The organism is Pseudoalteromonas simplex (genome assembly GCF_015278155.1).
GTDB lineage: Bacteria > Pseudomonadota > Gammaproteobacteria > Enterobacterales > Alteromonadaceae > Pseudoalteromonas > Pseudoalteromonas simplex.
On record NZ_JADILN010000001.1, the window covers coordinates 543,897 to 569,246 of the forward strand.

Sequence of the window (25,350 nt, forward strand, 5' to 3'; positions counted from 1 at the left end):
ATGTAGCATTGCATGCTCGTTTTAGCAATTTTGTGATTATTCAGAGTTAAATAGCTCAATAACTAAGCCTTAGTTTAGTTATAAACTGGAATGAGGGAAGGTGACGGGTTTTAACCTAGTCACTTACCCTGCTCGATTATGATGTTTTATGGAAGGTTTTGCTTGATGTTGTTAGAAAAGTATCCGTTTAAAAAGCGCGAAGTACTCGTTACAAGGTTACTATTTTTGTGTGCAGGTTTAGCCACGGCTACGTGGGCATCGCTCATACCAGTCATTAAAGCGCATATTGGCATTGATGAGAGTACTTTAGGGTTGTTGCTTTTGTGTCTTGGTGCAGGTGCAATATTTGCTATGCCTGTATCAGGTGCGCTCGCAACTAAGTATGGTTGTAAACGTGTATTACAGCTCTCAACGATGATGATTATTTTTTGCCTACCATTTTTTGCTTTAGTAAATAGTGTGGCTAGCTTGGCAACTTTACTGGTGATTTTTGGCCTTTCTATCGGCGCAACTGATTGTGTTATGAACATTCAGGCTGTGTTGGTTGAAGAACGTTCTAAGCTTTCACTTATGTCTGGTTTTCATGGCTTTTACAGTTTAGGTGGTATTTTAGGGGCGGGTGCTGTAGCAATGCTGCTAATTGCTGGTTTTTCGGCATTCGAAATCTGTATGCTAATGGCGGCGATAGTATTACTGTGTTTGATCTTCGCAAAGAGAGACTTACTTCCTTTTGCAAGCCCCAATGAAGGTCCTGCATTTGCGCTCCCAAAAGGCCCGGTGATTTTAATTGGCATTATTTGCTTTGCAATGTTTCTCGCAGAGGGAACCGTTTTAGATTGGAGCGGAATATATTTAATTGATTATCAAAATGCATCAACAGGAATGGCGGCATTAGGGATTTTTAGCTTTTCAGTCACAATGACTTTAGGGCGCTTATTTGGCGATCGCATTATTGCAAAGCATGGGCAAAGGGCTGTTCTGACTATAAGTGGTTTAGTAGCAAGCCTTGGCTTGATAATCGCTATTGTATCAATGAGCTTTTATGTTGCGCTATTTGGTTATGTGTTAATGGGAATAGGTTGTGCCAACGTTGTACCAATTATGTTTTCTGCGGCGGGGAAGCAAACCTACATGTCGCAAGCTACGGCAATTCCTGCTGTAACAACATTTGGTTATTTAGGTGTATTAATGGGGCCTGCAAGTGTCGGTCAAATTGCACATTTTTCTTCACTTGCGTCTGCATTGGTCGTAATAGCGATGTTAATTGCTTTGGCGACTATCTTTTCACTCTTTGTGAAAGTTTCACAAGACTAACTTTATAATTGTTATTATTCAAAAGGTTATATGTATTTAACAGGAAAAGGTGATAGTAAATTATAAAATGGTGAATGTTTTTATCCCTAACTTAGGTCTTCTAATTGAGTTTTATAGAGGGGTTTAAATGAATTTACGTACATCAAATAATTTAGTGATTGCACTTATTACTATCAGTTTTTCTTTATTGGGTTTGTCTTTTATTTTGGGGGCAAACCCCAATGCTATTGGCAGTATATTTTCGTTTTATGGTTTAGAGACTCAGGTACCTGACCATCTCATGAGTATGATTGCAGGCTTTGCACTTTGTTTTGTAGGTATTACCAGCCTTCATTCTCATTTAGGATTTATTAATAGGGCGCTTCCCACCGTGACAGCTCTTATTATTGCACTTACCTGTTTACTTACATTGTTCAGTGCAAATCGTTGGCTTGCAAGTGAAGGGGGTTTTCCAGTAATTGGTTCGGGGCAGGGTATTATTAAGTATTTTGCTGTTATTCCTTTATTTTTATTTGTGTTTTACAAAGATGTTTTGAGTGATAAAGCGCATGTTGCTTTGAATTATGCATCGGTGGCATTAGTGTTGGTTTGGATTGGCGCAATGAAGTTTTTTGCTTTTGAAGCAAATGCGATTGTTAGCCTTGTTGAGTCTTCACCGTTTATGTCTTGGTTGTATATTGTTTTTAGCGTGCAAGGGGCATCAAATGCGATTGGCATATTTGATATTTTGAGTGTGGCGCTGTTAGGTGTTGGTTTGTATATCAGAAATGCGAAACTTATTTTACTTGCTGGACTAGCCTGTTGCTCGGTATTTATCATGACACAAACATTTTTAATTACCGCACCTAATGCGCTTAGCAGCGTTACAGTGTTTGAGCGATTAGGTCAGTTTGTAATTAAAGATCTGTGGTTTATAGCTAATTTAGTGATTATTTATCATTTAGCTGTATTCAACAATACACCTAAAGAAACAGCAGAATAAAATAAAAAGGCCTCAGAGGAGGCCTTTTAAATGATAACTAAACAACTACAACGGCTTTTTGCTTTTGAACTTTAGAAAACTCAAGGGCATCATTGAGATTGTTAAATTCAAAGTCAGTGGGTTCTTCAACATTTAAAGTACCCGACGCAATGTCATTAAGGAGCTTTTCGCCATCACTTACAAGACGTTGCCATTGCTGTGAATCACCATAATCGTGTAATGCACCAAGGGCAATTTCATGATAAGAAATAGTGCGCGTGAATGGTTCATCGACTGGGGTTTCAATGCGTCCTAAAATACTGATCACATGACCATTTGCCTGTAGAAGTGGCACTAACTTTTTAGCTTCTTCAGGGCCATTAGCATCAAAGAGTGCAAAGTAGCCACCTTCAGATGGTGCGTCGCGTAATACTAACTTAACGCCAAGCTTTTCGGCTTGCTCAGTCGTTAGGCTTTTTGATAAAGCATGTACTTCAAAGCCACTGTGATTCAGCATTTGTGTCAGCAGTTTATTAACAGCTCCCATGCCGGTTACTAATACTTTTTCGTCTTTGCGTAATGGTATTTTGCTAAAAGCTTGCCATGCAGTAAGCAGTGGGCAAGGTAATGCAGCAGCAACATTAGCGGCTAACCCTTTTGGCACCTGCATAACACGGTCTGCATAAAGTACTGTGTGTTTAGCAAAGCTGCCGTTTTCACTCAAGCTATGATGATAAGCGACTGTTTTACCTATTAGTTTGCTATCGACGCCATCGCCTACCTGCTCAACAACCCCAGCACCGTCTACACCAGGTGTATGTGTATCTGCCCAATTTATAGGGTCAGCTTGAATAAACTTCCAATCAACTGGATTAATACCAACCGCTAGGTTTCGGACCAAAATTTGCCCTGCTTTAAGTGCTGGTACAGCTTTCAATCCCAAAGCGAGTGCTTTATCAGCACCTTGAAACTGCCAAGCATGAGTTGTCTTTACTTCATCATGATCCCAGTCAGGAGCAAAATCCGGGTTTGCTTGCCTGTCGCCGCAACTAAGGGCATCAATTTGATTGATCTCGTCTTGGCTTAAGCTAAGCGAAAGGGCTTTTAAGTTGGTAGCCATATTTTCGCGTTTGGTAGATGACGGTATCGTCACCATGTCATGCGCTAACTCCCAAGCAATGACTACTTCAGCGGTGCTCACTTGGTGTTTGTCTGCAATCGCTTTGATGGTTGGATCTTTAAGTACTTTACCTACCGCAAATGGCATATAGCCGGTAACGAGAATGTCGTTTTGGGCACAAAAATCACGTACCTTTTGGTTGGTTAGGTAGGGGTGAACTTCAACTTGATTGGTAAATAACGCGCCTTTTGGCAAAATACTTAAGGCTTCTTCCATTTGTGCAATGGTAAAGTTTGAAACACCAATTTCTTTCGTTAAACCAAGCTCTTTTGCTGATTGTAACTCGGTTAAATACTCATGCATGCTTTCGCCATTGGCTGGGCTTGGCCAATGAATAAGCAGTAAGTCGACGTAATCTAGTTGTAGTTTAGTCAGGCTCTCTTTTACGCTGTTAATAAAGTCCGTTTTATTTAACTTATCATTCCATACTTTGGTGGTAATAAATAACTCACCACGTGCAACACCACTGTCTTTAATCGCTCGGCCAACAGCTTCTTCGTTACCGTAAATTTGCGCAGTGTCGATGTGTCTAAAGCCCTCTTCAATAGCTGTTAGCACACTTTGATATGCAACTTCGTCTTGTAATCTAAATGTACCAAAACCCAGTTTTGGCATAATTGATTGTGACATCATAACTCCTTAATTATGGAACGTGGGCAAAACATGTTCGCCGATGTGCTTTAATGCCCATTCAATGGGTAATTCGTTACGTCTAAAGTGCAGGCCAATGTGATTCACACCGGCATTTCTCATTGCCTTTAGTTCTGAGATGAGTCCGTTGACGCCTGTTTCAACCCCAAAACGGTGACGTTTTATAGGTGCATCAGGATCATCTAATAAATTTAAATGAATAAAACTAACGTACGGCTTATTTCCTGCGACCTCTCGCCACAAAGCGACACGCTTTTGATGATCATCTGGTGTGCCTGGGTAAGCAAGCCAGCCGTCCATGTTTTCGCCAACCCATTGAGGGCTTTGCTGAGCAAGACCTGCTACATAAAGTGGGAAATTTTTCACTTCTGGTAGTAGCTTTTGACCCGCTTCTAAAGGTCGCTTAGGGGCGCCTTTTAGTAGCGAAACAGATTCACGTAGTTGCTCACCACGGCTTGCAAAATCAATATCGAATAAAGGATATTCAATGGGTCTATCACCACTGGCAACACCTAAAATTAGCCGATCATTACTAAGCGCTTGCACAGTATTTGCTGCCTTTTTAACAAGCCAAGGTTGGCGCAATGGCAATACCACCGCTGCGGTGCCAAGTAATATATTCTTGGTTTTAGCCGCTAAGTAGCCAAGGTAGCTGAAAGTTTCATAAACTTGGGCGGCATCACCAAATTGCGGGTCATAAATCGGTACGTCGCGAACCCATGCCGCTGCGTAGCCAAGCTCATCAGCAAGTTGAACACGTGATTCATGGTTAGCTAAATTAGGGATCCCAAATGATTGATTTGATTGTTGATTGAAATGTGCCCAATCATTATCAAGTGGAAGTTCAACCCCAATTGAGAATGGTTTTTGCGCTAATTTATCAAAACTCATTATGACTCCAAACTTTAAGGGACATAGCTAAGCAATACTTAACAATTTAATGCCGCCCTGAAAGTGATTTATGATTAAGTAATGAGGGTATTGTGGCGCTAAATTTATTTGCGAAAAACAGCAAGGATAACAAAACACCTTTGTCGTTTTTGCAAAGGTGTTTTAATCGTTATGAATTAGCTTCTTCTTTTGAAAGGGTAAAGTATGCGCGAGTGACTGGGTAGGCAATTTGTGAAATCAGTGCTGTGCCCCAAAGCAAGTTGCCAATGAGCGAAGGCACATGGGGTAAAATGGGAATGGTAACTAAAGCGAGTATAACGCCAAACATTCTTACTTTAGCTGTTGCAAAACGATGGGCTACACGGTGTTCGATCATTAACTGGATCCACAATAAACTCAATAAGTAGCCTGCTAACCCTACACAGCCAATGACACCATATTTAAGTGGGTAGGGCTGCCAAAACCCAGCTTTCACTTCGCCGGCGAGCGCAACGCCAACCATAACTGCACATAACATTAAAAATAGGTGTGCTAACCACCAACTTACGAGTGTCCATTTATGCTGATTCTTAGGTTTACCATTGCCAACAAAGTCAAAGTAAATCCAGCATTGCACAAATACTGCAATACCGCCAAACATAAAGTTAGCCAGTACAGAGGGGTCGACTTTATAAATTCCTTTTTCTGATAAAGTAATCACCAATTTAAAGAAACCTTCGCCTACGACAATAAGCAGTAAAAGGGCAAAGCGCTCAGACATATGCCCAAGGCGTGGTAAAAAACGTTTATTTTCAAGTACACCAATTTTTGGAGCCATATACAAAACTTGGATAGCGGCAATCGCAGTGCCAAATACCCAATAACGATAGGGTGCAGGCATAAAAGCTGTGGTCGCAAAGATAATGGCAAGAGCAAAGTAGTTACGGCTCACACTGCGTGCTAATTTTGTTGATTCGACCCCCAGTTGATTGGTGCGATGAAATAAATACGCTGTAATAAGTCGGTTAGCTGCATAGGCCAATGCAAAATATGTCCAGCCTTTGTCAAGTACATGGGGAATAGAGGCTGCCATAACCATGGCGGTGACAATTTGGCAGGCCATGATCAGCCGATGTTTTACATCAGTACTGACATAGAGTGAATTAAAAACACTGGAGTCAGCCCACGCAAACCATACGGTGATGAACAAACCTGCAAATGTAAGAAAACCACTTAAATGTAAGTGGTCGCTTAAAAAATTACCTAGCAAAAAAATGATTACCACATGGATAAGGTCATAAAATAATTCAACCCAATGAACATGGTCATGTGAACTTTTTAAATCTAGGTGATGCTTAGGTAAGCGCCACATTGGGTGGTTTTCTAATGCCATAATTGATCCTACCTATTTCCTTTCGACAATAATTGCAGTGATGGTGGTTTCACCCTCATTTTTGACTTGATGAGTCCATGCGTCATGCCACATCACATAGCCATTAGGGATCTCAATTGTTGTTTGTGACTCTTTAGTACTGATGGTCGCTTTACCACCTGTCTCAAAATAGACTGTTTCAGCATTATGCTTATGCCAATTATCTTGCTCACCTGGTGCTAAAGTCATACGTAAAACAAGTACTTCACTGTTATCTAGCAATACTTCATAGTGATTGGGTGAAGCAATATGTGCATGGGGAAGTTGTGCTGAAAAAGCATGTTGTGAGCACATAATTGTGCTCACCAAGCCAATCAGCAAAGCTGTCATTTTGCTCATGGCTACACTCTACTTATGCATACCGCGAATTGGGTAATTATTTTTTGGGTCGCGTATCCAATTAAGCCCGCTTACCAAAGTTGCTAAATCAGGTCTTACAAATGGATTATTAGAATAATCAACTACATGTACTTTACCTTGCTCGTTAACCACAAACAGTGCGGGCTCTGCGAAAGGGTGATCCGTTTCTTGTGGTGAACGGGGATCAGAAATGTAAGTACCTAATGCTTGCATTTGCTCTGTAGTCAAACCGTAAGCAAGTGGAAATGACACAGATAGCTGCTCTAAATGCGCTTCTAACTGTTCTTTGCTATCACCTGAAACAGCAATTACATCAACACCCGTTTCTAATAGCGCCGCTTTGTACTGCTCGAGGCTATTTAAATAGCGGGTACATAAAGGGCAATGCTTACCACGATAAACAACAACAAGCTGCCAGCTTGCACCGTGTTGAGGTTGACCAAGAACAGCCTCTTCACCATTCAAAAGTGCAGCACTGATACTAGGAAATGCACTGCCCGGATGGAGTTTATTGCTATAAACAGATTCGTTACTCATGAGTGTTCCTTAAAAGTTCTCGTTTAAGTGTTTTTCAAAGCGCGCAAAGTCGCTGTCGATGTCTGCATTTTTCATCACGTCATAACAGGCGAAAGTTGGCATCGCTTGCATACCGAAAAACTTAAAGTTCATATGCATTGGGAAAACAAGGTCATCAACACTTTTACCTTCAAAAAAGTCAGCGGCATCTGCAAATGATTCTGCAGGCGCATTTAAAGTCAGCGACATCATATATTGAGTGTTAGTCAAGGTGCCGCCTTTACCGTAATTGGCTTTTGGATTGTCTTGATGACGACCATCACCATGGCAAAGCGCTCCCCCCATGCCCGCTGTGTACACTTCATCCATGTATTTTTTGAATGACCAAGTCATGCCCATCCAGTTAATAGGTGATTGCAAAAAGACGATATCTGCCCATTGATGGTTCTCAAGTTCAGTTTCTACATCAAATTCGTCTTGTGTATTAACCACGCGAGTTTGATAGCCTTTTGCTTTAAAAAAAGCGTCGGCTTTTTCGATTAAAGCAGCATTTAACTTACCTTCAGAAAAAGGGTAATAGTGATGTGCGTTAAGAATTAATACGTTTTTCATAGTTGAGTATCCGTTTGCTAATTACTTTATCGTGTTCAAAATATATTCCGTGGTATATAATAGTAACCTAGATTATTAAATCAACCAGTCACCTTTTTGTAACTAGTCTGAAAAATGCGAGGATGTTTTGGAAAGTTCAGTAGAAACAGATAGTAAGGGTAGAAAAAAAGTTTTAAATGCTTGCATGGAGCCGTGTGCAATTGAAAAAGGCATGCGTTTGATTGGCGGTAAATGGACGGGATCTATTATCTATCATTTAAAAGATGGCCCTGTGCGTTTTAATGATTTAACGCGCATGCTCGGTGGCGCAAGTAAAAAGATGATAGACCAGCGTCTAAAAGAGCTTGAAAGTAGAGCGATGATCACCCGTTATGTTATTAGCACGCGCCCGATAGCGGTGACCTATGAGCTAACTGACTTTGGCCGCTCAGCACTGCATATACTCGATGAGTTACGGGTTTGGTCTGAATCGAATGAGATTTAACGCCAGCACTATGCACTGGCGTTCATCAATTACGGAAAAGAGTAGCGCACAATTCGTTTTACGACAGAAAAGTACTGGCGAAAGAAGCCGCCGGTATTGTAGTGGATACCGTGTTCTTTAAAGATAGCTTGTACCTTAGGCGCAATTTCGCGGTAGCGTTTTGCGGGTAAATCGGGGAATAAGTGATGCTCTATTTGATAGCTCAAGTGCCCAGTCATTACATGAAACAGGTTACCCCCTTTGATATTTGATGACCCCAACGCTTGGCGGTAATACCACTGACCTTGTGATTCATTTTCGCAGTCTTGTTGGTTAAATGTTTCTACTTCACCGGTAAAGTGCCCGCAAAAGATAATGGTTGAGGTCCACAGGTTACGTAATAAATTAGCGGCAAGGTTGCCCGTTAAAACCCACAAAAATAAAGGCCCAGCAAGCATTGGAAAGAGCAGATAGTCTTTCACTAGCTGGCGTGCCCCTTTACTAAAAAAGCGCTTTTTCAGTTCGCTGTGCGGTACTTTGTAATCGCGGTCATCTTTTTTCTTGCCAAAAAATACTCGCTCGGCTGCCATTTCATGGTACGACACACCCCATTGAAACAGCACACTGAGCAACAGGTAAGTGACAAATTGCCACAGGTTTTTTAGCCGCCAACGAAAGTCATTCGATAAGCGCAGTAATCCATAACCGAAGTCGCGATCTTTACCAATAATATTGGTATAGGTGTGGTGCTCGTAGTTGTGAACGCGGTTCCAGCTAGCCCCATCGCACGCTATATCCCACTCGTAAGACTTTGAATTTATGTATTTATCATTCATCCAGTCGTATTGGCCATGCATCACATTGTGGCCAATTTCCATGTTATCGAGGATTTTTGCAGTGGCTAAACTAAGCACACCCACGAGCCATAAAACAGGCTGAATAAAGCCTAGCATTAATAGAATTCGGCCACTCCATTCAAACACTCGCTGGCAAACAATAACGCGGCGAATGTATTTCGCGTCTTGCTCACCGAGTTTTGATTTTACATCTGCTTTAACGCTATCGAGTTGAGCTGCTAATTTTTCATAATTGACTGTTTTTGTTGTGTTCATGCTGATAACTCCACGTCACTGACTGGTTGCGATATACAAAGTTGAATTAACTGCTCTGAGCTATCAGAGAGCTCACCGGTACGAATATCACGCACGATGCCTTGCTTTTTTACGCATTGGCATTGATGGCAAATCCCCATACCACAGCCAACTGTTACAGGTTGCTTATTCGCTTGTAAGTGGGTCAGTAAGGTTTGTTGGTTATCAATCGTGAATGTTTTGCCCTGATGAGTGAGTGTTAAATCGTGCTTATCAGAGGTTACTAAAACAGCAGGGACTGCACTGAAATGCTCACTGTCTATCGGCGTATTTAATTGCTTAGCTAAAGCGGCTGCTTGCTTATACAAAGCAGCTGGGCCACAAACTAACCAGTGTTTATGCGCGTTTGTTGTCAGCCATGTCGTCGCATCGCCATCTTTGTTGCGCTCAAGTAAGTGATAATCAAAATTGCTCAGTGATTGCTTTAATTGATCAAGCTCATCTTTAATCCAGTGGCTGTTTGGCTTTGCATAATAAAGCAGGGTAATAGTTTGTTTGCTGTATGTAGGTAAAGATTTAAGCATGGCTATAAATGGCGTAATGCCTGAGCCACCGGCAAGCATGATTAAAGAACGCGCGGTATTTGGCATAACAAACTGGCCTTTAGCCTCAGAAATATTAAGCCATTGCCCTGACCTCAAATTTGTTAGCTTTGATGTAAATGCGCCGATTTCTTGGCTGCGGATCAATAAACGAATTTGTCGCTGCTGCCTTGCTAATTGTGGTTCGCTTGCGATGGTAAATACACGCGTTAGCAATCGTCCATTTATTTGGATTGTTAACGCAATGTGCTGGCCTGCTTGATGAACTGGCCATGTTTTTTCTGGCTCAATAATCAACTCAACGCTTTGTTCAGCAAACTCCTGTACATGTTTTACTTGTGCACGAAAGTAGCCTTCGCGCCAGCCTGGTTTAAAGCACTGAACCACCGGCTCCCAGTATCCTGCCCATGACTGATGATGCAATAAATGTTTTGATAATGAATTTAATAACGCTCTCATTTTTCGCCTTTAGCTTACAAGTGTACGCTCATTTGGCGCACAAGTGTAAGCTGAAATGTGATAATTGCAAGTCTAATTTGAGTAATTATTCTAAAAAGCAGTTGACCAAGGCTTTTAAAAGCGGCATCGAAGCAAGACTATTTAGAGTAAGGCCAAGCAAAGCGCTCCTTTAGCTAGTTAAAAGGAATTGGCTTTGGCTTAGAAAGTTAAAGCAGTTAATGAAAATGGATTTAATTTTAATTTTTCTAATGAAAAAGTGTTGCCGCTTTTTTGATTTTCGAACTATGTTTAATCAGGTACAAATACGTAGTAGAGGGAAAAAGATGGTCGATAATTGCACTATTCTTATCATTGATGATGAAGAGATTAACACTTTACAACTTGAACACGCACTAGAAGATGTTGGTAACATAATCACCTTAAACGACAGTACCCAAGCACTGGAGTTAATCCATAAAGCAAAACCTGATGTTTTGTTACTTGATTTAGAAATGCCAAAAATTAGTGGCTTTGATATTTTACAAGAACTTCAATTCAACCCAGTGTTTGAACAGCTACGAATTATTGTTATTACTTCACATGGTGATCCACAAATTGAAGAATCAGCATTGTCTTTAGGCGCAATCGATTTTATTTCTAAACCTCTGAACTTAAAGTTATGTCGATTGCGAATAGAAAATCACGTTAAAGTTAAAGCGCAAGAGAATATTTTACAAAATACCCAAGCTGCTTTATTTGCTGAAAAAGAGCATTTACGTATCACGATTGATTCGATAGCAGACGGCGTTATTTCAACGGATCAACATGCCCAAATTACTTATATGAACCCTGTAGCGCAAAGGCTTACGGGCTGGTCTCAAACTGCTGCAAAGGGTCGTCATATTGAAGAGGTGATGAAATTAGCTGACTCCACAACAAAAACACCTTCAATAAATCCACTTACTGTTGCTCTAAAGGAAAACCGCCCTGTGGCGATGGCAATAAACACGCAACTAACGAGTAAACAAGGGGTTGAACACCGAGTTGAAGATAGCGCAGCACCAATTTTAAATGAAAAAAAACAACAATGCGGTGCTGTTATGGTTTTTCAAGATGTTAGTGAAACGCTCGCTATGTCGGTTCAAATGACGTACTTGTCACATCATGATCAACTAACCTCACTACCAAACCGCGTATTACTGCATGATAGATTAACTCAAGGTATTGCCAGAGCCTCTTTTAATGACACTAAGCTAAGTTTATTACTGCTCGATTTGGACAAATTTAAGTTTATAAATGATGCGTTAGGCCATCATATTGGAGACGAAATTATTGCTCATATTGGCCACTCTTTAGATTGCTTTGCTTGTAACGATATTACAGTTGCACGTGTCGGGGGGGATGAATTTGCGCTTGTTGTCCCTCATGAGTCACATTCTTTGAGTCTAGAGCCTTTGATAAATCAAGTGCTTAATGTAATTAGTAAGCCATTTCGCTCTGGTGGCGAACAACATATTCTTTCTGCAAGCTTAGGCATAAGTGTTTACCCTGATGATGCTAATTGTGTTGAAGAAATGCTTCGCCATGCAGACTCCGCTATGTATAAGGCAAAGAACGAAGCGGCAAATAGTTATTGCTATTTCAGCACAGACTTACAGGTTGAAATGAATAAACGCCTTGATGTAGGTAATAAGTTAAGAAAAGCCCTCGAAAATAACGCCCTTGATGTGCACTATCAACCTAAATACGATTTACGTAGTGGCGAAATGGTTGGCGTAGAAAGTTTAGTTCGTTTAAGTGATGATGAGGGCGGATTTATATCACCACTGAATTTTATTGAGTATGCTGAAGAAACGGGCTTAATTTTTAGGTTAGGCGAGCAAGTTTTAGAAAAAAGCTGTATTAGTGCAAAACGCTGGTTAGATGCAGGTGTGCCGACAAAAGTGGCCGTAAATATTTCCGCTAAACAGTTTACCGACTCAAAACTTGTAGACACAGTCGCGATGATTTTAGAGAAAACTCAGCTACCAAGTAAATATTTAGAGTTAGAAGTGACAGAGTCAGCGCTAATTGAAAACTATGAGTATGCGGTCAACCAACTTAAATTAATTGCCAAAATGAAAGTGAGTATTGCCCTTGATGATTTTGGTACAGGGTATTCTAGCTTGTCGTATCTAAGGCTGTTTCCTTTAAATGTATTGAAGATAGATCAGTCCTTTGTACGTGATATGCTAACTGATTCGCAAGCGCTTGATATTGTTTCAACGATTATTGAACTTGCGCACTCTCTTCATCTTCAAATTGTTGCTGAAGGAATAGAAACGGCTGAGCAAAAAAACAAACTAGATGAACTGGGCTGTGCCACAGGGCAAGGCTACTTGCTTGGTAAGCCAATGAATTATGAAAGCCTAACGCAATTGCTTTTACCCTCGTTGCACAATAACGACCAGTATGTTTGAGCTTAAGTTTATCTTTTGTATGTCTTTTGAATCAATTTTTGAAATTTATTCTACACTTTAAAAACTATAAATTCGTTGGAACTTCAAATGACTAACTCAGTTGATCGTCGGCGTTTTCTTAAAGGTTTAGGAGCTGGCGCGGCCGTCTCTACTCTTGCATTTAAAGCACCTTGTGTTTTTGCTAAAAATAAAGTCACATTAAGGGTGCTTGGCACACATGTTACATTGCAAGAAGAACTCAGAAGCAGGGCAATGCGTGAATTAGGCATTAACCTAGAGTTTACGCCAATGGGAAGCGCCGCCGTTTTACAAAAAGCAGCAGCAAATCCAAGTTCATTTGATTTGTACGAACAATGGTCAGACTCAATTAATATTTTATGGCAAGCGGGGGCTATTCAACCTATCGATATAGATAGGCTTGTTTATTGGGATGAAATAAACCCATTAACAAAAACCGGAAAAATAGTCCCTGAAGCTAAGCTTGGCGCGGGCGACTCTCCTAATAAACTGCTTTATGTTCAAGACGACGGTACGCTATCGCAAACTCCGAGCAAAGCAATTAGCTTTATGCCTTATGTTCATAATGTTGACTCATTCGGATACAACACCCAAGTGATAGAGCAAGGGATCCCTTATCAAACTGAATCATGGGCTTGGTTACTTGATGAAAAACACAAAGGAAAAGTTGCGCTAGTAAACGCCCCTACAATAGGTATCTTTGATGCGGCCCTTGCTGCGCAGGGTCAGGGACTAATGACTTTTAATGACATGGGCGATATGAGTATTGCCGAAATTGATCAACTTTTTGCTATTTTATTAGAAAAAAAACGACAAGGGCATTTTTCTGGCTTTTGGACATCGGTTCCACAATCGGTGGACTTTATGAAAACAAAACGAGTAAACATCCAAAGTATGTTCTCGCCAGGGGTGAGTGCGTGTCGTGGAGCAGGCATTCCCGTGGTTTATGCATCTCCAAAAGAAGGCTACCGAGCTTGGCATGGTGTTATGTGCTTATCAGCCAATACACAAGGGCATGTAAAAGATGCAGCATACGATTATATGAATTGGTGGTTATCTGGTTATCCTGGAGCCTTTATAGCAAGGCAAGGGTACTACATTTCAAACCCAGAGCGAAGCCAGCCCTTAATGTCAAAGCCGGAGTGGAGTTATTGGTATGAGGGTAAAGAAGCCGTTGTAGATTTACGCGGTACCGATGAAAAGGTATCTGTAAAAGCGGGTCAAAAGCGTGATGGTGGTAGCTATATTCAGCGATTTTCAAATATCGCAGTATGGAATACTGTGATGCCTAATTACGATTACAGCTTAGATAAATGGTTTGAATTGTTAAATTCATAAGGGCTTAGATTGCTTAACATCTTTTCTAAATCAATTGCTGCAAAGATGTCGCTGGCGCTGCTGCTATTACTTTTAGCATTGAGTGCTAGTTTTTTTGTAATGGATAAGCGATTAAAAACCATAGAAACGGCATTTGTAGAGATTAGCCGTATCAGTAATTATGCGGTGAGTATCTTAAGAATAAATAAAGACATTGTAGAGATGCAGCGTGATATTTCTGTGTACGGCAACTCAGGGAGTAAGTCTGTTTTTAATAAAATAGAAGATAACTTTCAAAGTATAAAAAAACGTTTAGGTAATATAAATTTTAATCAAAATGAAGCAAACAGTCAGGTTTATTTAGATTCGATGTCTGAGCTTTTGAGTCGATACGATGAGAACCTAGCAGTACTTACAAAACGCTATGAGGTCAGGGCACATTTAACCTATCAGGTTTTACCAAGTATATACACCAATGCGATAGCAGAACTTGAAACTTTGAAATCAAAGAGCATCAATACAGAAGATAAATTAAGTATCGCAGAGCTCACTAATCTATGGCATTCAATGCATCATGATGCGTATCAATTTTTATCGAAGAAAGACTATTCAAAAAGGGCTAAAGTGAATACTACACTGCGCTTGCTTAATCAAAAACTACAAGTGCTTCAAGGTCCTGCGATAACACTCGATAAAATGTCCCAGTTTACTGCTAATTATCAGCAGCAATTCTCTAAAAGTATTCAAGCTAACCGTCATTACTTAAGTTTAGTCAATGTGGTTATGGCAGGTGATGCTATTGAATTTAGTACCTTATCAAACCAGCTAAGAGAGCTTTCTTTATCGAGATTAAAACAAATTAAATCGGAGGCTGAAAAAACAGTTTCAAATTCTGAGCGTATTTTAAAGCTCCTTGCGATCGGTGTTGTTATTTATATTGTGGCTTTTGCAATTGCGTTTCATTTGCAAATTTCGCATGCAATTAAGCGCCTTACCGTTAGTTTTAAATACTTTTTGAGTGGTGACCTTTCGGCCAAAATTTATGATTTAAATCGCAAAGATGAAATTGGTGTTTTAGCGAATGCAGCAGAACGATTCAGGGTTTTAAGTAAAGACCTTGCAGATGCAAAGCAATCAGCTGAGCGTACAGCGAAAGTAAAATCTGAATTCTTAGCAAATATGAGTCATGAGATCAGAACTCCTATGAATGGTGTTTTAGGTATGGCTCGGCAGCTAAGTCGCACACCATTATCGGCAGAGCAAGCAAAGATGCTCAATATCATTAAATCATCAGGTGCAAGTTTACTGGTTATTATTAACGATATTTTAGATTTGAGTAAAATTGAGGCTGCTAAAGTAGAGCTTGAGTCAGGTCCAATTGAGTTAAACTCCTTGTTGAACGAGTTAACGCATTTATTTTCGCAACAAGCTGAAAATAAAGGTATTGAGTTATTTATTACGACAACGCCAGAGCTCACCGACTTTATATTTTTAGGTGATGAAACTCGGCTCAAACAAGTACTCATTAATTTATTAGGCAATGCAATTAAGTTCACTCATCGTGGTAGCGTGTTACTCAACGTCATTATTGAAGAAGTAGTGAATGATGAGTTTAAAGTAACTTTTAGTGTATCTGACACGGGTATTGGTATTGCCAATGAACAGCTAGATTCTTTGTTTGACGCTTTCTCTCAAGCAGATGCTTCTATTACTCGTCGCTTCGGTGGCACTGGGCTTGGCCTGACTATCTCAAGCAAGTTGTTACATTTGATGAGTTCGTCATTAAAAGTAGAAAGTGAACCTGATAAAGGCTCTATGTTTTATTTTGAGCTTAATGTTACCCGAACATTCATAACCCCTGCTATTAGTGAAAACCTTCTTGAAGAGAGTAGTGAAAAGTCCGTTGATTTTTCCCATGTAACTGCACTGGTGGTTGAAGACAATGATATTAACCAAGTGGTAATCGAGTCTATGTTGGCTGAGTTTAATATAAAGTCGATCAGTTTAGCTGATGATGGGGAACAGGCCATAGCACAGTGTGAAATAGGGGCGTTTGATATTATTTTTATGGATATGCAAATGCCGGTATTGGGTGGCCCTGAGGCAACATTGAAAATTAGAAAACTACCTGCCTATAAGCACACACCCATAGTGGCATTAACCGCAAATGTGCTTGCAGCAGACAAACAGCGATGCTTTGAAGCGGGTATGAACGACTTTATTGGCAAGCCAATTAAGTTCGAAAACTTAAAACGTGTTTTGGTTAAGTGGTGCTCTCAGCATCATTAATAAACTAACAAGGAAGCAATGTGAACAGTCTCAATATAGATAATAAAAGCACAATGTCATCTAAAACGTTTTTGTTATTTGTTTCATTAATTTTTAGCGTTTTTGCTGCCATCGCTGTCTACTTTTTCGAGGGGCATGTTAAACGGGATGCGTTAAACTCAATTGATCAAGAGTTTACAGAAACAAACCAGCGTTTAAAGAAAATACTCACATCTTCGATATTGCAGTCGAAATCTGATTTACGATTTTTATATTCAACGCCCCCTATAGCCGGCCTACCTCGGGCTCATTATAGTGATGGAATTGACCCCTACGATGGTACAACCTATCAGCAATGGAAGGAGCGGCTTGAAACCATTTTTATAGGCTTTATGGAGAACAACCTTGCGGTTGAACAGCTGCGCATAATAGCTGTGAGCGCAGAAGGAAAAGAGTTAATTCGTGTGCAACGTGTTGGCGCTTCAGTAGAAGCTGTACCTGACTATTCTTTACAAGCGAAAAGCGCAGAACCTTATTTTTTGCCAAGTTCATTATTAGAAGTGAACCAAATATACATGTCGCCTATGTCGCTAAACAAAGAGTTTGGCGAGGTAGTGTTTCCTTACAAACCCATGTTGCGTTTTTCTATACCCATATACAGTGATAAAGGAAAGCGTTTTGCTTTTTTAATCATGAATGTAAATGCCACCCCATTAATACAGAAGCTAAAAGAAACTATTTTTGATTATTCTCAGTTAGTGATCAGCAGTTCAGAGGGAGATTTTATTTATCACCCTTATGAAGGGTATCAATTTACGAGAGACTTAGATCCGTCTATAACATGGCAGTCAGTGTACGATCAGCCTGTTCAGCATCAAGGGCTATATTTAGTTACTGCAACTTCACCAACAACTCAGCAGTTTTATGTTCATTCAGAAAAAGTACAAACAAGACCAGGTAAAAGCTATGGCTTTATCAATTTTAATCTTTTAGTGGCTAAGCAATACGTTGATAAAGTAATAAATGAAAAGCGGGTCATGACCTATAGCTTATTAATTTTGATAATTCTTTTTACGGGGGTATTACTGTTAACGTTTTACCGAAACGCAAACCGGAGCCAGTTACTAGCAGAGGCTAGAAGAGAAGCGTCTGCTATCGTTGAAGGGTCGATAGATGCCATTGTTGGTTTAAATTTAGAAGGCAAATTGACAAGTTTAAATAAAACAGCTGAAAACCTATTAATGTTGGCAAGTTCGATGTCGATAGGAAAAGCGAGTAAAGATATTGATTTTTTGGCCCGATTACCTATTCCTGATTACATTGCGGATATTCAAAACTCAAAAACACAAATCAAAGATGAATGCAGTATTTCTGAAAACGGTGTGGTGAATTATTTCGCCATTTCGGTCAGCCCTGTTTTTTCGGATCAGCGCGTTTTAATCGGGGTTGCATTGATTATTAGAGATATTAGCAAAGAACAAGAAGCTGCGAATAAAGTTAAACGTTTAAATTCGGAGCTTGAGGCAAAAGTAAGGCAAAGAACTCAAGCACTTGCTGAAGCTAAAGATGAAGCAATAAAGCACAGCGATATCAAAAGCGCATTTATATCTAATATCAGTCATGAACTACGCACGCCATTAAATGGAGTGATTGGCACGTTGAATATTTTAAAACGTCAAACATTGCCCGATAATGCCCGTAAGCTTGTAGATATGATGGAGTTAAGTGCCTCAAATTTAAGGCTATTAATAAATGATATTTTAGATTTATCTAAAATTGAGTCGGGTAAACTCGATTTAAACATTCAAAAAATCAAACCTCAATTACTGATCGAAAGTTTAGTCGAGTCATGCTCTGTGAGGGCTTTTGATAAAGGTCTTGATGTTTATTTAGATACGAGCGGGCTGGCTTGTTACGAAGTTAAGACTGATCCACTTAGGCTTACTCAGATCATTAATAATTTGATTAGTAATGCGATTAAGTTTACAGAGCAAGGCTTTATCAAAGTAACGGCATCATCTGAGCAGGTTTCTAATACGGAGCATACCTTAAAAATTACCGTGCAAGATACGGGGATAGGAATAGAGTTAAATACTCAACGTCATTTATTTGATGCATTTCAACAAGCTAATAGTTCTATAGCCGACAACTATGGCGGAACAGGGCTTGGTTTATCAATATGCAAACAGCTGTGTAATATAATGAATGGTGATATTGCAGTTAATTCTGCAATTAATGAAGGGAGCGCATTTAGCTTTTACATTAAAGTTGGGAGTAGCCAAGCCCCTAAACCAGATGTTTCAGACTATTATAATCATAAACGTATTTTATTGATCAGTAACAACTCGCAATGCCATGATGTGATGCAAAAGTTACTAAAAGTATATGGGGCTGATGTTAAAGTTAGCGACATAAACACACTTGCTGATGAACATACAAGCAATGTTGATTATGTTTTTATTGATTATGAAAGTATTCAAGCGATAAACCCTCAATCACTGGTAAATAGCCTCGCGAATACATTAGAACAAGGCCGTATAATTTTACTGCATCTACCAACTAACCCCCTTCCAAAGGCGCTCGATACAAAAGTTACATCCCTTAATAAACCAATTACACAAACTAATTTATTGAGAGTTGCAGGTTTTGAAGTATCAGAAAATGAGCCACTTTATTTGCTGAGTGAAAACAGAACGACAGAAAATGACATAACAGCAGATGTTTTAACCCAACTTAAAGGCTGCCGAATATTAATTGTGGATGACAATGATATAAATATTGAAGTTGCACTTGGCGCCTTAGATGGATTGCCTATAGAGGTTATTACTGCTCAAAATGGTCAAGAAGCGCTGGAAATTTTATTAAATTCTAAAGCGAGTAACGAAGTTATTCATTGTATTTTAATGGACTGCCAAATGCCGGTTCTCAATGGTTATGAAGTGTGTGAAAAAATCCGAGCCGCAGAGGCTGGTCAGTACTATGCACAAATTCCCATCATAGCAATGACGGCAAGTGCTATGGCTGGTGAGAAGGAAAAGTGTATTGCAGTTGGTATGAGTGATTATGTTAGTAAACCTATCCAAGCTCACGAAGTTCAGTCAAAAGTTGTTAAGTGGTCTTTATCGAATTACGAGGGAGATTCGCTTAGTACTGAACAAAGTAATTTAGAGCCTCTTTGGGATCGTGAGCAAGCATTGGTTAGACTTTTAAATAAAGAAGCCTTATTAATCAAAATATGCGAGATGTTCATTACTAAAGCGCCGCTAAGGCTTAAAGAATTGCAAAGCCAAATTAATGCTAAAGATAGTGAGCAAGTTCGTCAGGTTGCACATGCCTTAAAGGGGATGTGCGGAGAAATAAGTGCCAGTCACTTGAGAAGTTTATTCGCTGACGTTGAAAAAAAAGCGAGCCAAGGCAATTTAAACCTTGAGAAAACTATTATAGAAATAGAGCAAATACTTACCCAGCTTATTACTGATATCACTCAATGGTTAGAAGAAAATTAGTTTATGTTTCATTCAAAGAGCAATTTAAAAATAAACACAATTTTACGATATCGAATTATACCAATTCGCTTAATAAAGTGGTCTATTTTGAGGCAATAAAACCTCGTTGAAAACAAGGCAAAAATTTCTTTATTCAGTTGTGCTCGGCAATTGCCTCTTGATTGCTCTACCTTCTGCATCCATGCGCTCGTAAAGCAGAAATTTTTAACGCAGATCGTGGGTTTAATCCCTGAAAATGATTAAGTATTATTGCAGATTAGTATTAGCTGTAACTTTAAACAGCTAACGTGAGTTTCTTACTCAGCTGCAACCGGCCTTGATAAGACATACCAAGCTGACAATAGCATGAACAAAGCGACTGCTGTTGTAAGCGGCCATGATGGTGAAGCACCAAGATAAAATAATATGAAGCCTACTGCCATTCCCACACAGGCAATGCATTTAACTTTACGCGAAATCGCGCCATATTGTTGCCAGTTTCTTAATGTTGGTCCGTAATGGCGATGATTTAAAAGCCAGGCTTCGAACCGCGATGAAGAGCGCCCAAAGCAATAAACAGCAACAATTAAAAAAACAGTCGTAGGCATCACGGGGAGAATCGCACCTATAATTCCAAGCCCTGTAAAAATTAAACCTGTGAGAAAGAATAGTGCCTTGAGTACTTTGGAACCTTCAGTCATTCCGTGTGTATTTTTTATTTTGTTGCTGCTCATTTTTATTTTTGGCTTATGCAAATGTTTTATCGACTAGCTCACGAACAAACGAAAATGCTTGTTGAGCAGCAATAAGCGCATTTTTCCGTTGTAAATCATCAAGCTCTATTTTATTGATTGAATTAGAAAACTGTTGCCATGCAGCACCGCGGCCTTGCTCGGCTGGTGCTAAATGTCTAGCGCCAAATGTCTCTGATAAATCAATACGTTTGGCGGCTTTTAATAAATATTCTGCACCGAGGTTTGAGCCTTCAACTACATACAGCCACGCTAAGCCTTGTTCAAATGAGAATGTGTGCTTATCAGCGTATTGCTTACGAATTTCATCGGCCTGCTGCTTAAATGATAAATCGCATAAATCATCGTACACAGCATCTAAGCGCTGCATACCTGCAAGCCCTGCAATGCAATCTTGAAACCTTTTATCATGATATAAAGGGGCGACCGTAATATGAAATGCTAGCTGTACTTGTAAAAACAATGCATAGCGTTCAATGTTTGAAAAAGGCCTTTTAGTCATAATCGCTTTATCTAAACCATCATGAATAGAAGTTGTTTCTGCTTTAAACTGGGCTGTTAAAGTGTTCTCTTTAATTGTTTCCATATCCAATGAAGACATGACTAACTCCGTGTAGCTAATATTTAATTTATAAAAAATTCAACAGGTAAGGTGAGCGTTAATGTAGTACCTGTTATTTCGTCTGGGGGTAAGGGTAATGGTTCTGCGCGTTTGACCAGAGCAAGTACCTCTTCATCAAGGGATGACACACCGCTTGCTCTAAATAAAGAGACTGCAATTACTTGGCCTTCTCGATCCATTGTAAATTTGACCCAAGGCACGCCTTGCTGACGTTTCAGTTTTGCCATTCGAGGATAGCGTTTACGTCTTTCAAGGTGAGCTGATAATTGCATTTGCCAGCGCTGCTTAGCCTCAGCTTGTTGCTTGCTAAATACATTACTTACTGGGCCTGTACGCTGTTCTGCTGGGGCTGCATCAATTGATTTTGGTGCAGTTGTCTGTGCAACAGCGCTGTCGTTCTGGGAATTTTGTTTTGTCTGTTCAACTTTCTCTTTAACAGGCTTAGCGTCATCAACAGCTGTTTCTTGCACTTTTTCAACTTTAGCTACTTTGGGTTTTTTAGTTACTTTAGGCTTTGTAATTTTAATTTCAGACTGCTTGGCGATAAGCTCTGGTTGCTCGACTTTAGGCTGTTCTTTTGGTTTGGGTTTAGGCTTACTCTCAGCTGAGGATTGACTTGCCATCTGTTGTTCAGGCCCCTCAGGTAGTGCATTTTTGGGTACTTTAGGTGCGGCTACCATACTAATGACGACGGCATCAGGCATTGCTGCATTTGCAGTTTGTGTTATTGCAACTGCTGGGCTCATAATAAAGTAAGCTGCAACCAATAGATGAACAACTAATACTGTTGAAACACAGAGTAACTGTAATTTACGATAGCCTGTTCTAAGCGTTGGCTGGCCAGCTATCATGCTCATTACTGCTGACTCGCTTGTGTTTTTTCTAGCCCAACTAACGCAATGTTCTTATAGCCTGCTTTAGAAAGAATATTCAGCAAATCAACAAAGTCCCCGTAATCCACACTGCGATCTGCGCGGATCAAAATTGCGTGCTCATGAGTGATTTTTTGCTGCAATAACGCTTCAACTAGTTCGGTTTTCGCGACAGACTGCTTTTCACCAATAACCAAAGACAAATCTTTTTGTAATGTAAGGTAAGTTGGTTTTTGTTCAGAGGCTTTCGTTTCAGAATCAATACTGGGTAGTTCAACAGGCACGCTAACTGTTGCTAATGGTGCAGCAACCATAAAAATAATCAGTAAAACCAACATAACATCAATAAACGGCGTGACATTAATGTCATGTTGTTCAACTAGTTCTTCATCATCTTGTTGTAAGTTAAAAGACACGGCTTTATTTCCCTGCAGCTTTGATTTGCTGATAGTCAATTAACTGCTCTAATGGTTTTGCTTGAGAATCTTTTGCTGATAAATCTCGGCTAAGGATTGTCATTATGACAGTCACTGTGTCTAATAATTGCGATTTATAGGCTGTTATAGAGCGTGAAAAATAGTTGTACATTACAACTGCGGGTATTGCTGCAACTAAACCAAGAGCTGTTGCAAGTAATGCTTCAGCTATGCCTGGCGCGACAACAGCAAGGTTGGTTGTTTGTGTTTTGGCGATGCTAATAAAGCTATTCATAATCCCCCAAACAGTACCAAACAAACCAACAAATGGAGCAACAGAACCAATGGTTGCTAAAACCCCCGTTCCTTTGTTCATATCTGCAGATAGCTCGGCTTTTACCCTATCTAATCGAGCTGCAACACGCTCTTTTAATGCATCACTTGTCGTTGCGTTATTACTACTTAAGATAAGCTCATGTAGGCAAGCTTGAATTAATAGTTTTGCCGTACTTGGCTCTTGAGTTAAACCTTGTTCTGCCATTTTTAAGTTATGACTATTTAATAGTTTGACTAATAAAGCCCTGCCTTCACGTTTACTTTTATTAAGATAAATAAGCTTCGCGATAAAAATACCCCAACACACAATTGAAGCTAGTAGTAGGCCAATCATAACGGTTTTAACAATCACATCGGCCGCTAAATACATACCCCAAGGCGACAGATCATGACTAACAAAAGCTGCGCTATCGGCTAATTGTGGGTTATCTAATTTAGTTACTTGGCTTACTATTTCATTTACTGGGTCTTGCTCAGATGAATAACTATGCCCGGAAAAAAAGCCAATAAGAGCCACAAAAAGCACTACTCCAAATTTCATTAAACCTACTCCAGCCAACTGACAAAAATGGCGAAAAAAATAAACGTCATATTTAATAAGACGCACCAAAATCATTTTCCCGTAATAAAAATTAAAATTTTTTGTCGACGGCGGGCATTTGCCTTAAGCGATTCGTTGTAATTCTCTGATTGAATGGAATGTTTTGAAAAGAGATTAGCCAAAAGTAGTAATTATCATATTTTAAACAACAAACTTGCCTTGAATAAATAACAATGATACGGTAATGATAATTGTTATCATTTGCCGTTGTTGGTAGGGAACCGCAGTGCTTAATTACACCGGTATGGATCTATTTGTTCGCGACAATCAATTTTGGTTATTAAGGTTTTTACAGAAGAAACTTAACCTTCATTGCCATCATGATGCACAAGACCTTTCACAAGACACATTTATTCGTGCTCTGACTTCGTCAATTGATTTATTTGAAGTGAAAGAACCCCGTGCTTACCTTGCTACAATTGCAAATCGTTTAATTATCGATAAAGCAAGACGTAAACGCATTGAGCAAGCCTACCTTGAAGCTCAGTTAGAGTCTTCACAAGAATATGCCCCTTCGTGTGAAGAAGTGCATGAAATGATTCAAAAACTAGAGGCGTTATCGCGCTTGCTTGAAGGGTTAGCAGATAAACCAAGGCGCGCATTCTTAATGGCAAGGTTAGATGGTCTGAAGTATCAAGAAATTGCTCAGGAACTGAATATATCGGTGAGTATGGTGCAAAAATATATCGCTCAAACATTGCTTCATTGTCACAGTCAATTACTCGATTAAGCCATAATGTCCGTACAGTACCCAGACTACAAATCTAAGCTTGAACAAGCCGCAAATTGGTGTGTCTTACTCAATTCTGACAACTTCACCGATGCCGATATTCAAGCCCATAGTCAGTGGCTCAAAGCCGATCCTGAAAATCAAAAAGCTTACTCAGAATTGCAAGCACTGTGGCGCGAATTTGACAGCACTGATAACAGCCATTTTGATTCGAAAATCCTCAATAGGGTACTAGATAAAGATAAGCCTAAGTCTAATCATTTCGCTAAATCGGTCGTTTTATCGGCACTTTTTGTCGGGTTTGGTCTCATAGCCAGTCATGTAGGTCTAACAGGAATCAGTTCTGATTATTACACTCTAAAAGGGGAGCAAAAAACTGTTGAGCTTAAAGATGGCTCCATACTGACTCTCAACGCGCAAACCCAAGTGGATATAGAATTTAGTTCTAAGCAACGATTGATTAAGTTGAATCAGGGAGAGATACATTTAGTGGCAAAAACTAATTCAAGTTGGCCATTAGTGGTGGAGACAGATAAAGCAACGGCAACAGCCTTGGGGACACAATTTACTGTTAAACGCCACGAACAAGATACCTTTGTCGTTGTGAGTGAATCAAAAGTAGAGCTGTGCTATTTACCTGCTCAAAAATGTGTCGTAGGTAAGGAAGGTCAAGCAATGTCAGTGGCTAATAGTCACCTCATTGGGCCAACAGCTGCAAACCCCGATATAGAATTAGCATGGTTAAATAATAGGTTAGTTGCTAATAATATGAGTTTAGCTAGGTTATTAAGTTTGCTTGAGCCTCATTATCAAGGCGTGTTTATTTACAACCAATCCGCACTAGAACATATCCGAGTTTCAGGTGTTTACCCAACAGACAATATTGCTATGGCGCTACAGATGATAGCGTCAGAACCCGCGGTGACCCATACCTCTGTCGCTAAGTATTTTGAATATATCTCATTGAAATAAAATAAGTTATAA

General features: G+C 39.7%; 22 protein-coding genes and 1 pseudogene. 9 read left to right on the forward strand and 14 right to left on the reverse strand.

The window, feature by feature from the left end:
* Positions 1–165: 165 nt before the first annotated feature.
* Both IRQ78_RS02410 and IRQ78_RS02415 read left to right on the forward strand, forming a co-directional pair.
* Positions 166–1,314, forward strand: coding sequence for an MFS transporter (locus IRQ78_RS02410; RefSeq protein ID WP_194441247.1), 1,149 nt, complete (start codon positions 166–168; stop codon positions 1,312–1,314).
* Between the two features lie 127 nt (positions 1,315–1,441).
* Entirely contained in the window at positions 1,442–2,296 is an 855-nt protein-coding gene (locus IRQ78_RS02415; RefSeq protein ID WP_138601940.1) for a DUF417 family protein, read from the forward strand.
* A 37-nt stretch (positions 2,297–2,333) separates the two neighbouring features.
* Here the strand turns inward: IRQ78_RS02415 and IRQ78_RS02420 are convergent, their stop codons facing one another.
* The 7 genes and pseudogenes from IRQ78_RS02420 to IRQ78_RS02445 form a co-directional block, all read right to left on the reverse strand.
* A complete protein-coding gene (locus IRQ78_RS02420) occupies positions 2,334–3,218 on the reverse strand; it encodes an alcohol dehydrogenase catalytic domain-containing protein (protein WP_228482509.1) in 885 nt (294 codons plus the stop codon).
* Between the two features lie 60 nt (positions 3,219–3,278).
* Positions 3,279–4,085: pseudogene (gene dkgB / locus IRQ78_RS20560) on the reverse strand (2,5-didehydrogluconate reductase DkgB); the annotation flags it as partial.
* A 9-nt stretch (positions 4,086–4,094) separates the two neighbouring features.
* Positions 4,095–4,997 (reverse strand): TIGR03571 family LLM class oxidoreductase, encoded by a 903-nt coding sequence (locus tag IRQ78_RS02425; protein WP_194441248.1) that lies wholly within the window; start codon positions 4,995–4,997, stop codon positions 4,095–4,097.
* 169 nt (positions 4,998–5,166) lie between these two features.
* Positions 5,167–6,369 (reverse strand): low temperature requirement protein A, encoded by a 1,203-nt coding sequence (locus tag IRQ78_RS02430; RefSeq protein ID WP_194441249.1) that lies wholly within the window; start codon positions 6,367–6,369, stop codon positions 5,167–5,169.
* Between the two features lie 12 nt (positions 6,370–6,381).
* A complete protein-coding gene (locus IRQ78_RS02435) occupies positions 6,382–6,747 on the reverse strand; it encodes a cupin domain-containing protein (RefSeq protein ID WP_228482482.1) in 366 nt (121 codons plus the stop codon).
* 9 nt (positions 6,748–6,756) lie between these two features.
* A complete protein-coding gene (locus tag IRQ78_RS02440; protein WP_054553544.1) occupies positions 6,757–7,305 on the reverse strand; it encodes a redoxin domain-containing protein in 549 nt (182 codons plus the stop codon).
* 9 nt (positions 7,306–7,314) lie between these two features.
* Positions 7,315–7,896: an NAD(P)H-dependent oxidoreductase gene (locus IRQ78_RS02445; RefSeq protein WP_054553545.1), complete on the reverse strand. Its 582-nt coding sequence runs from the start codon at positions 7,894–7,896 to the stop codon at positions 7,315–7,317.
* Between the two features lie 127 nt (positions 7,897–8,023).
* Between IRQ78_RS02445 and IRQ78_RS02450 the strand changes: the two genes are divergently transcribed.
* Positions 8,024–8,380 (forward strand): winged helix-turn-helix transcriptional regulator, encoded by a 357-nt coding sequence (locus IRQ78_RS02450; RefSeq protein ID WP_194441250.1) that lies wholly within the window; start codon positions 8,024–8,026, stop codon positions 8,378–8,380.
* Between the two features lie 29 nt (positions 8,381–8,409).
* Here the strand turns inward: IRQ78_RS02450 and IRQ78_RS02455 are convergent, their stop codons facing one another.
* Both IRQ78_RS02455 and IRQ78_RS02460 read right to left on the reverse strand, forming a co-directional pair.
* Entirely contained in the window at positions 8,410–9,471 is a 1,062-nt protein-coding gene (locus IRQ78_RS02455) for a fatty acid desaturase family protein (protein ID WP_194441251.1), read from the reverse strand.
* Entirely contained in the window at positions 9,468–10,511 is a 1,044-nt protein-coding gene (locus IRQ78_RS02460; protein WP_194441252.1) for a flavin reductase family protein, read from the reverse strand. Before IRQ78_RS02460 ends, IRQ78_RS02455 begins: the two co-directional genes overlap by 4 nt.
* 323 nt (positions 10,512–10,834) lie before the next feature.
* Between IRQ78_RS02460 and IRQ78_RS02465 the strand changes: the two genes are divergently transcribed.
* From IRQ78_RS02465 to IRQ78_RS02480, 4 genes are all read left to right on the forward strand, one after another.
* The gene (locus IRQ78_RS02465) at positions 10,835–12,949 is read left to right on the forward strand and encodes an EAL domain-containing protein (protein WP_194441253.1); all 2,115 of its coding nucleotides are present in this window, start codon (positions 10,835–10,837) and stop codon (positions 12,947–12,949) included.
* Positions 12,950–13,036: 87 nt separating this feature from the next.
* Complete coding sequence (locus IRQ78_RS02470; RefSeq protein ID WP_194441254.1) at positions 13,037–14,305, forward strand: ABC transporter substrate-binding protein; 1,269 nt, start codon at positions 13,037–13,039, stop codon at positions 14,303–14,305.
* Positions 14,306–14,314: 9 nt separating this feature from the next.
* Positions 14,315–16,573, forward strand: coding sequence for an ATP-binding protein (locus IRQ78_RS02475; RefSeq protein ID WP_194441255.1), 2,259 nt, complete (start codon positions 14,315–14,317; stop codon positions 16,571–16,573).
* A 20-nt stretch (positions 16,574–16,593) separates the two neighbouring features.
* Positions 16,594–20,058 (forward strand): ATP-binding protein, encoded by a 3,465-nt coding sequence (locus IRQ78_RS02480; RefSeq protein WP_194441256.1) that lies wholly within the window; start codon positions 16,594–16,596, stop codon positions 20,056–20,058.
* 296 nt (positions 20,059–20,354) lie between these two features.
* On the opposite strand, the gene IRQ78_RS02485 is transcribed toward IRQ78_RS02480, so the two are convergent.
* From IRQ78_RS02485 to exbB, 5 genes are read right to left on the reverse strand one after another with little or no spacing between them, the layout of a single operon-like run.
* Positions 20,355–20,792: a YbaN family protein gene (locus IRQ78_RS02485; RefSeq protein WP_228482483.1), complete on the reverse strand. Its 438-nt coding sequence runs from the start codon at positions 20,790–20,792 to the stop codon at positions 20,355–20,357.
* A complete protein-coding gene (locus IRQ78_RS02490) occupies positions 20,785–21,390 on the reverse strand; it encodes a biliverdin-producing heme oxygenase (protein ID WP_187489363.1) in 606 nt (201 codons plus the stop codon). Before IRQ78_RS02490 ends, IRQ78_RS02485 begins: the two co-directional genes overlap by 8 nt.
* Before the next feature lie 23 nt (positions 21,391–21,413).
* Positions 21,414–22,268 (reverse strand): energy transducer TonB, encoded by an 855-nt coding sequence (locus IRQ78_RS02495; RefSeq protein ID WP_138617835.1) that lies wholly within the window; start codon positions 22,266–22,268, stop codon positions 21,414–21,416.
* Entirely contained in the window at positions 22,268–22,699 is a 432-nt protein-coding gene (locus IRQ78_RS02500) for a biopolymer transporter ExbD (RefSeq protein WP_054553556.1), read from the reverse strand. The genes IRQ78_RS02495 and IRQ78_RS02500 overlap by 1 nt, the downstream gene beginning before the upstream one ends.
* Positions 22,700–22,703: 4 nt before the next feature.
* The gene (gene exbB / locus IRQ78_RS02505; RefSeq protein ID WP_228482485.1) at positions 22,704–23,576 is read right to left on the reverse strand and encodes a tonB-system energizer ExbB; all 873 of its coding nucleotides are present in this window, start codon (positions 23,574–23,576) and stop codon (positions 22,704–22,706) included.
* 286 nt (positions 23,577–23,862) lie between these two features.
* On the opposite strand from exbB, the gene IRQ78_RS02510 reads away from it, so the two are divergent.
* Both IRQ78_RS02510 and IRQ78_RS02515 read left to right on the forward strand, forming a co-directional pair.
* The gene (locus IRQ78_RS02510; protein WP_200909101.1) at positions 23,863–24,366 is read left to right on the forward strand and encodes a sigma-70 family RNA polymerase sigma factor; all 504 of its coding nucleotides are present in this window, start codon (positions 23,863–23,865) and stop codon (positions 24,364–24,366) included.
* Between the two features lie 6 nt (positions 24,367–24,372).
* Positions 24,373–25,338 carry a FecR family protein gene (locus IRQ78_RS02515; RefSeq protein ID WP_138599164.1) on the forward strand — a complete coding sequence of 322 codons (966 nt, stop codon included), beginning with the start codon at positions 24,373–24,375 and terminating at the stop codon, positions 25,336–25,338.
* Positions 25,339–25,350 lie beyond the last annotated feature (12 nt).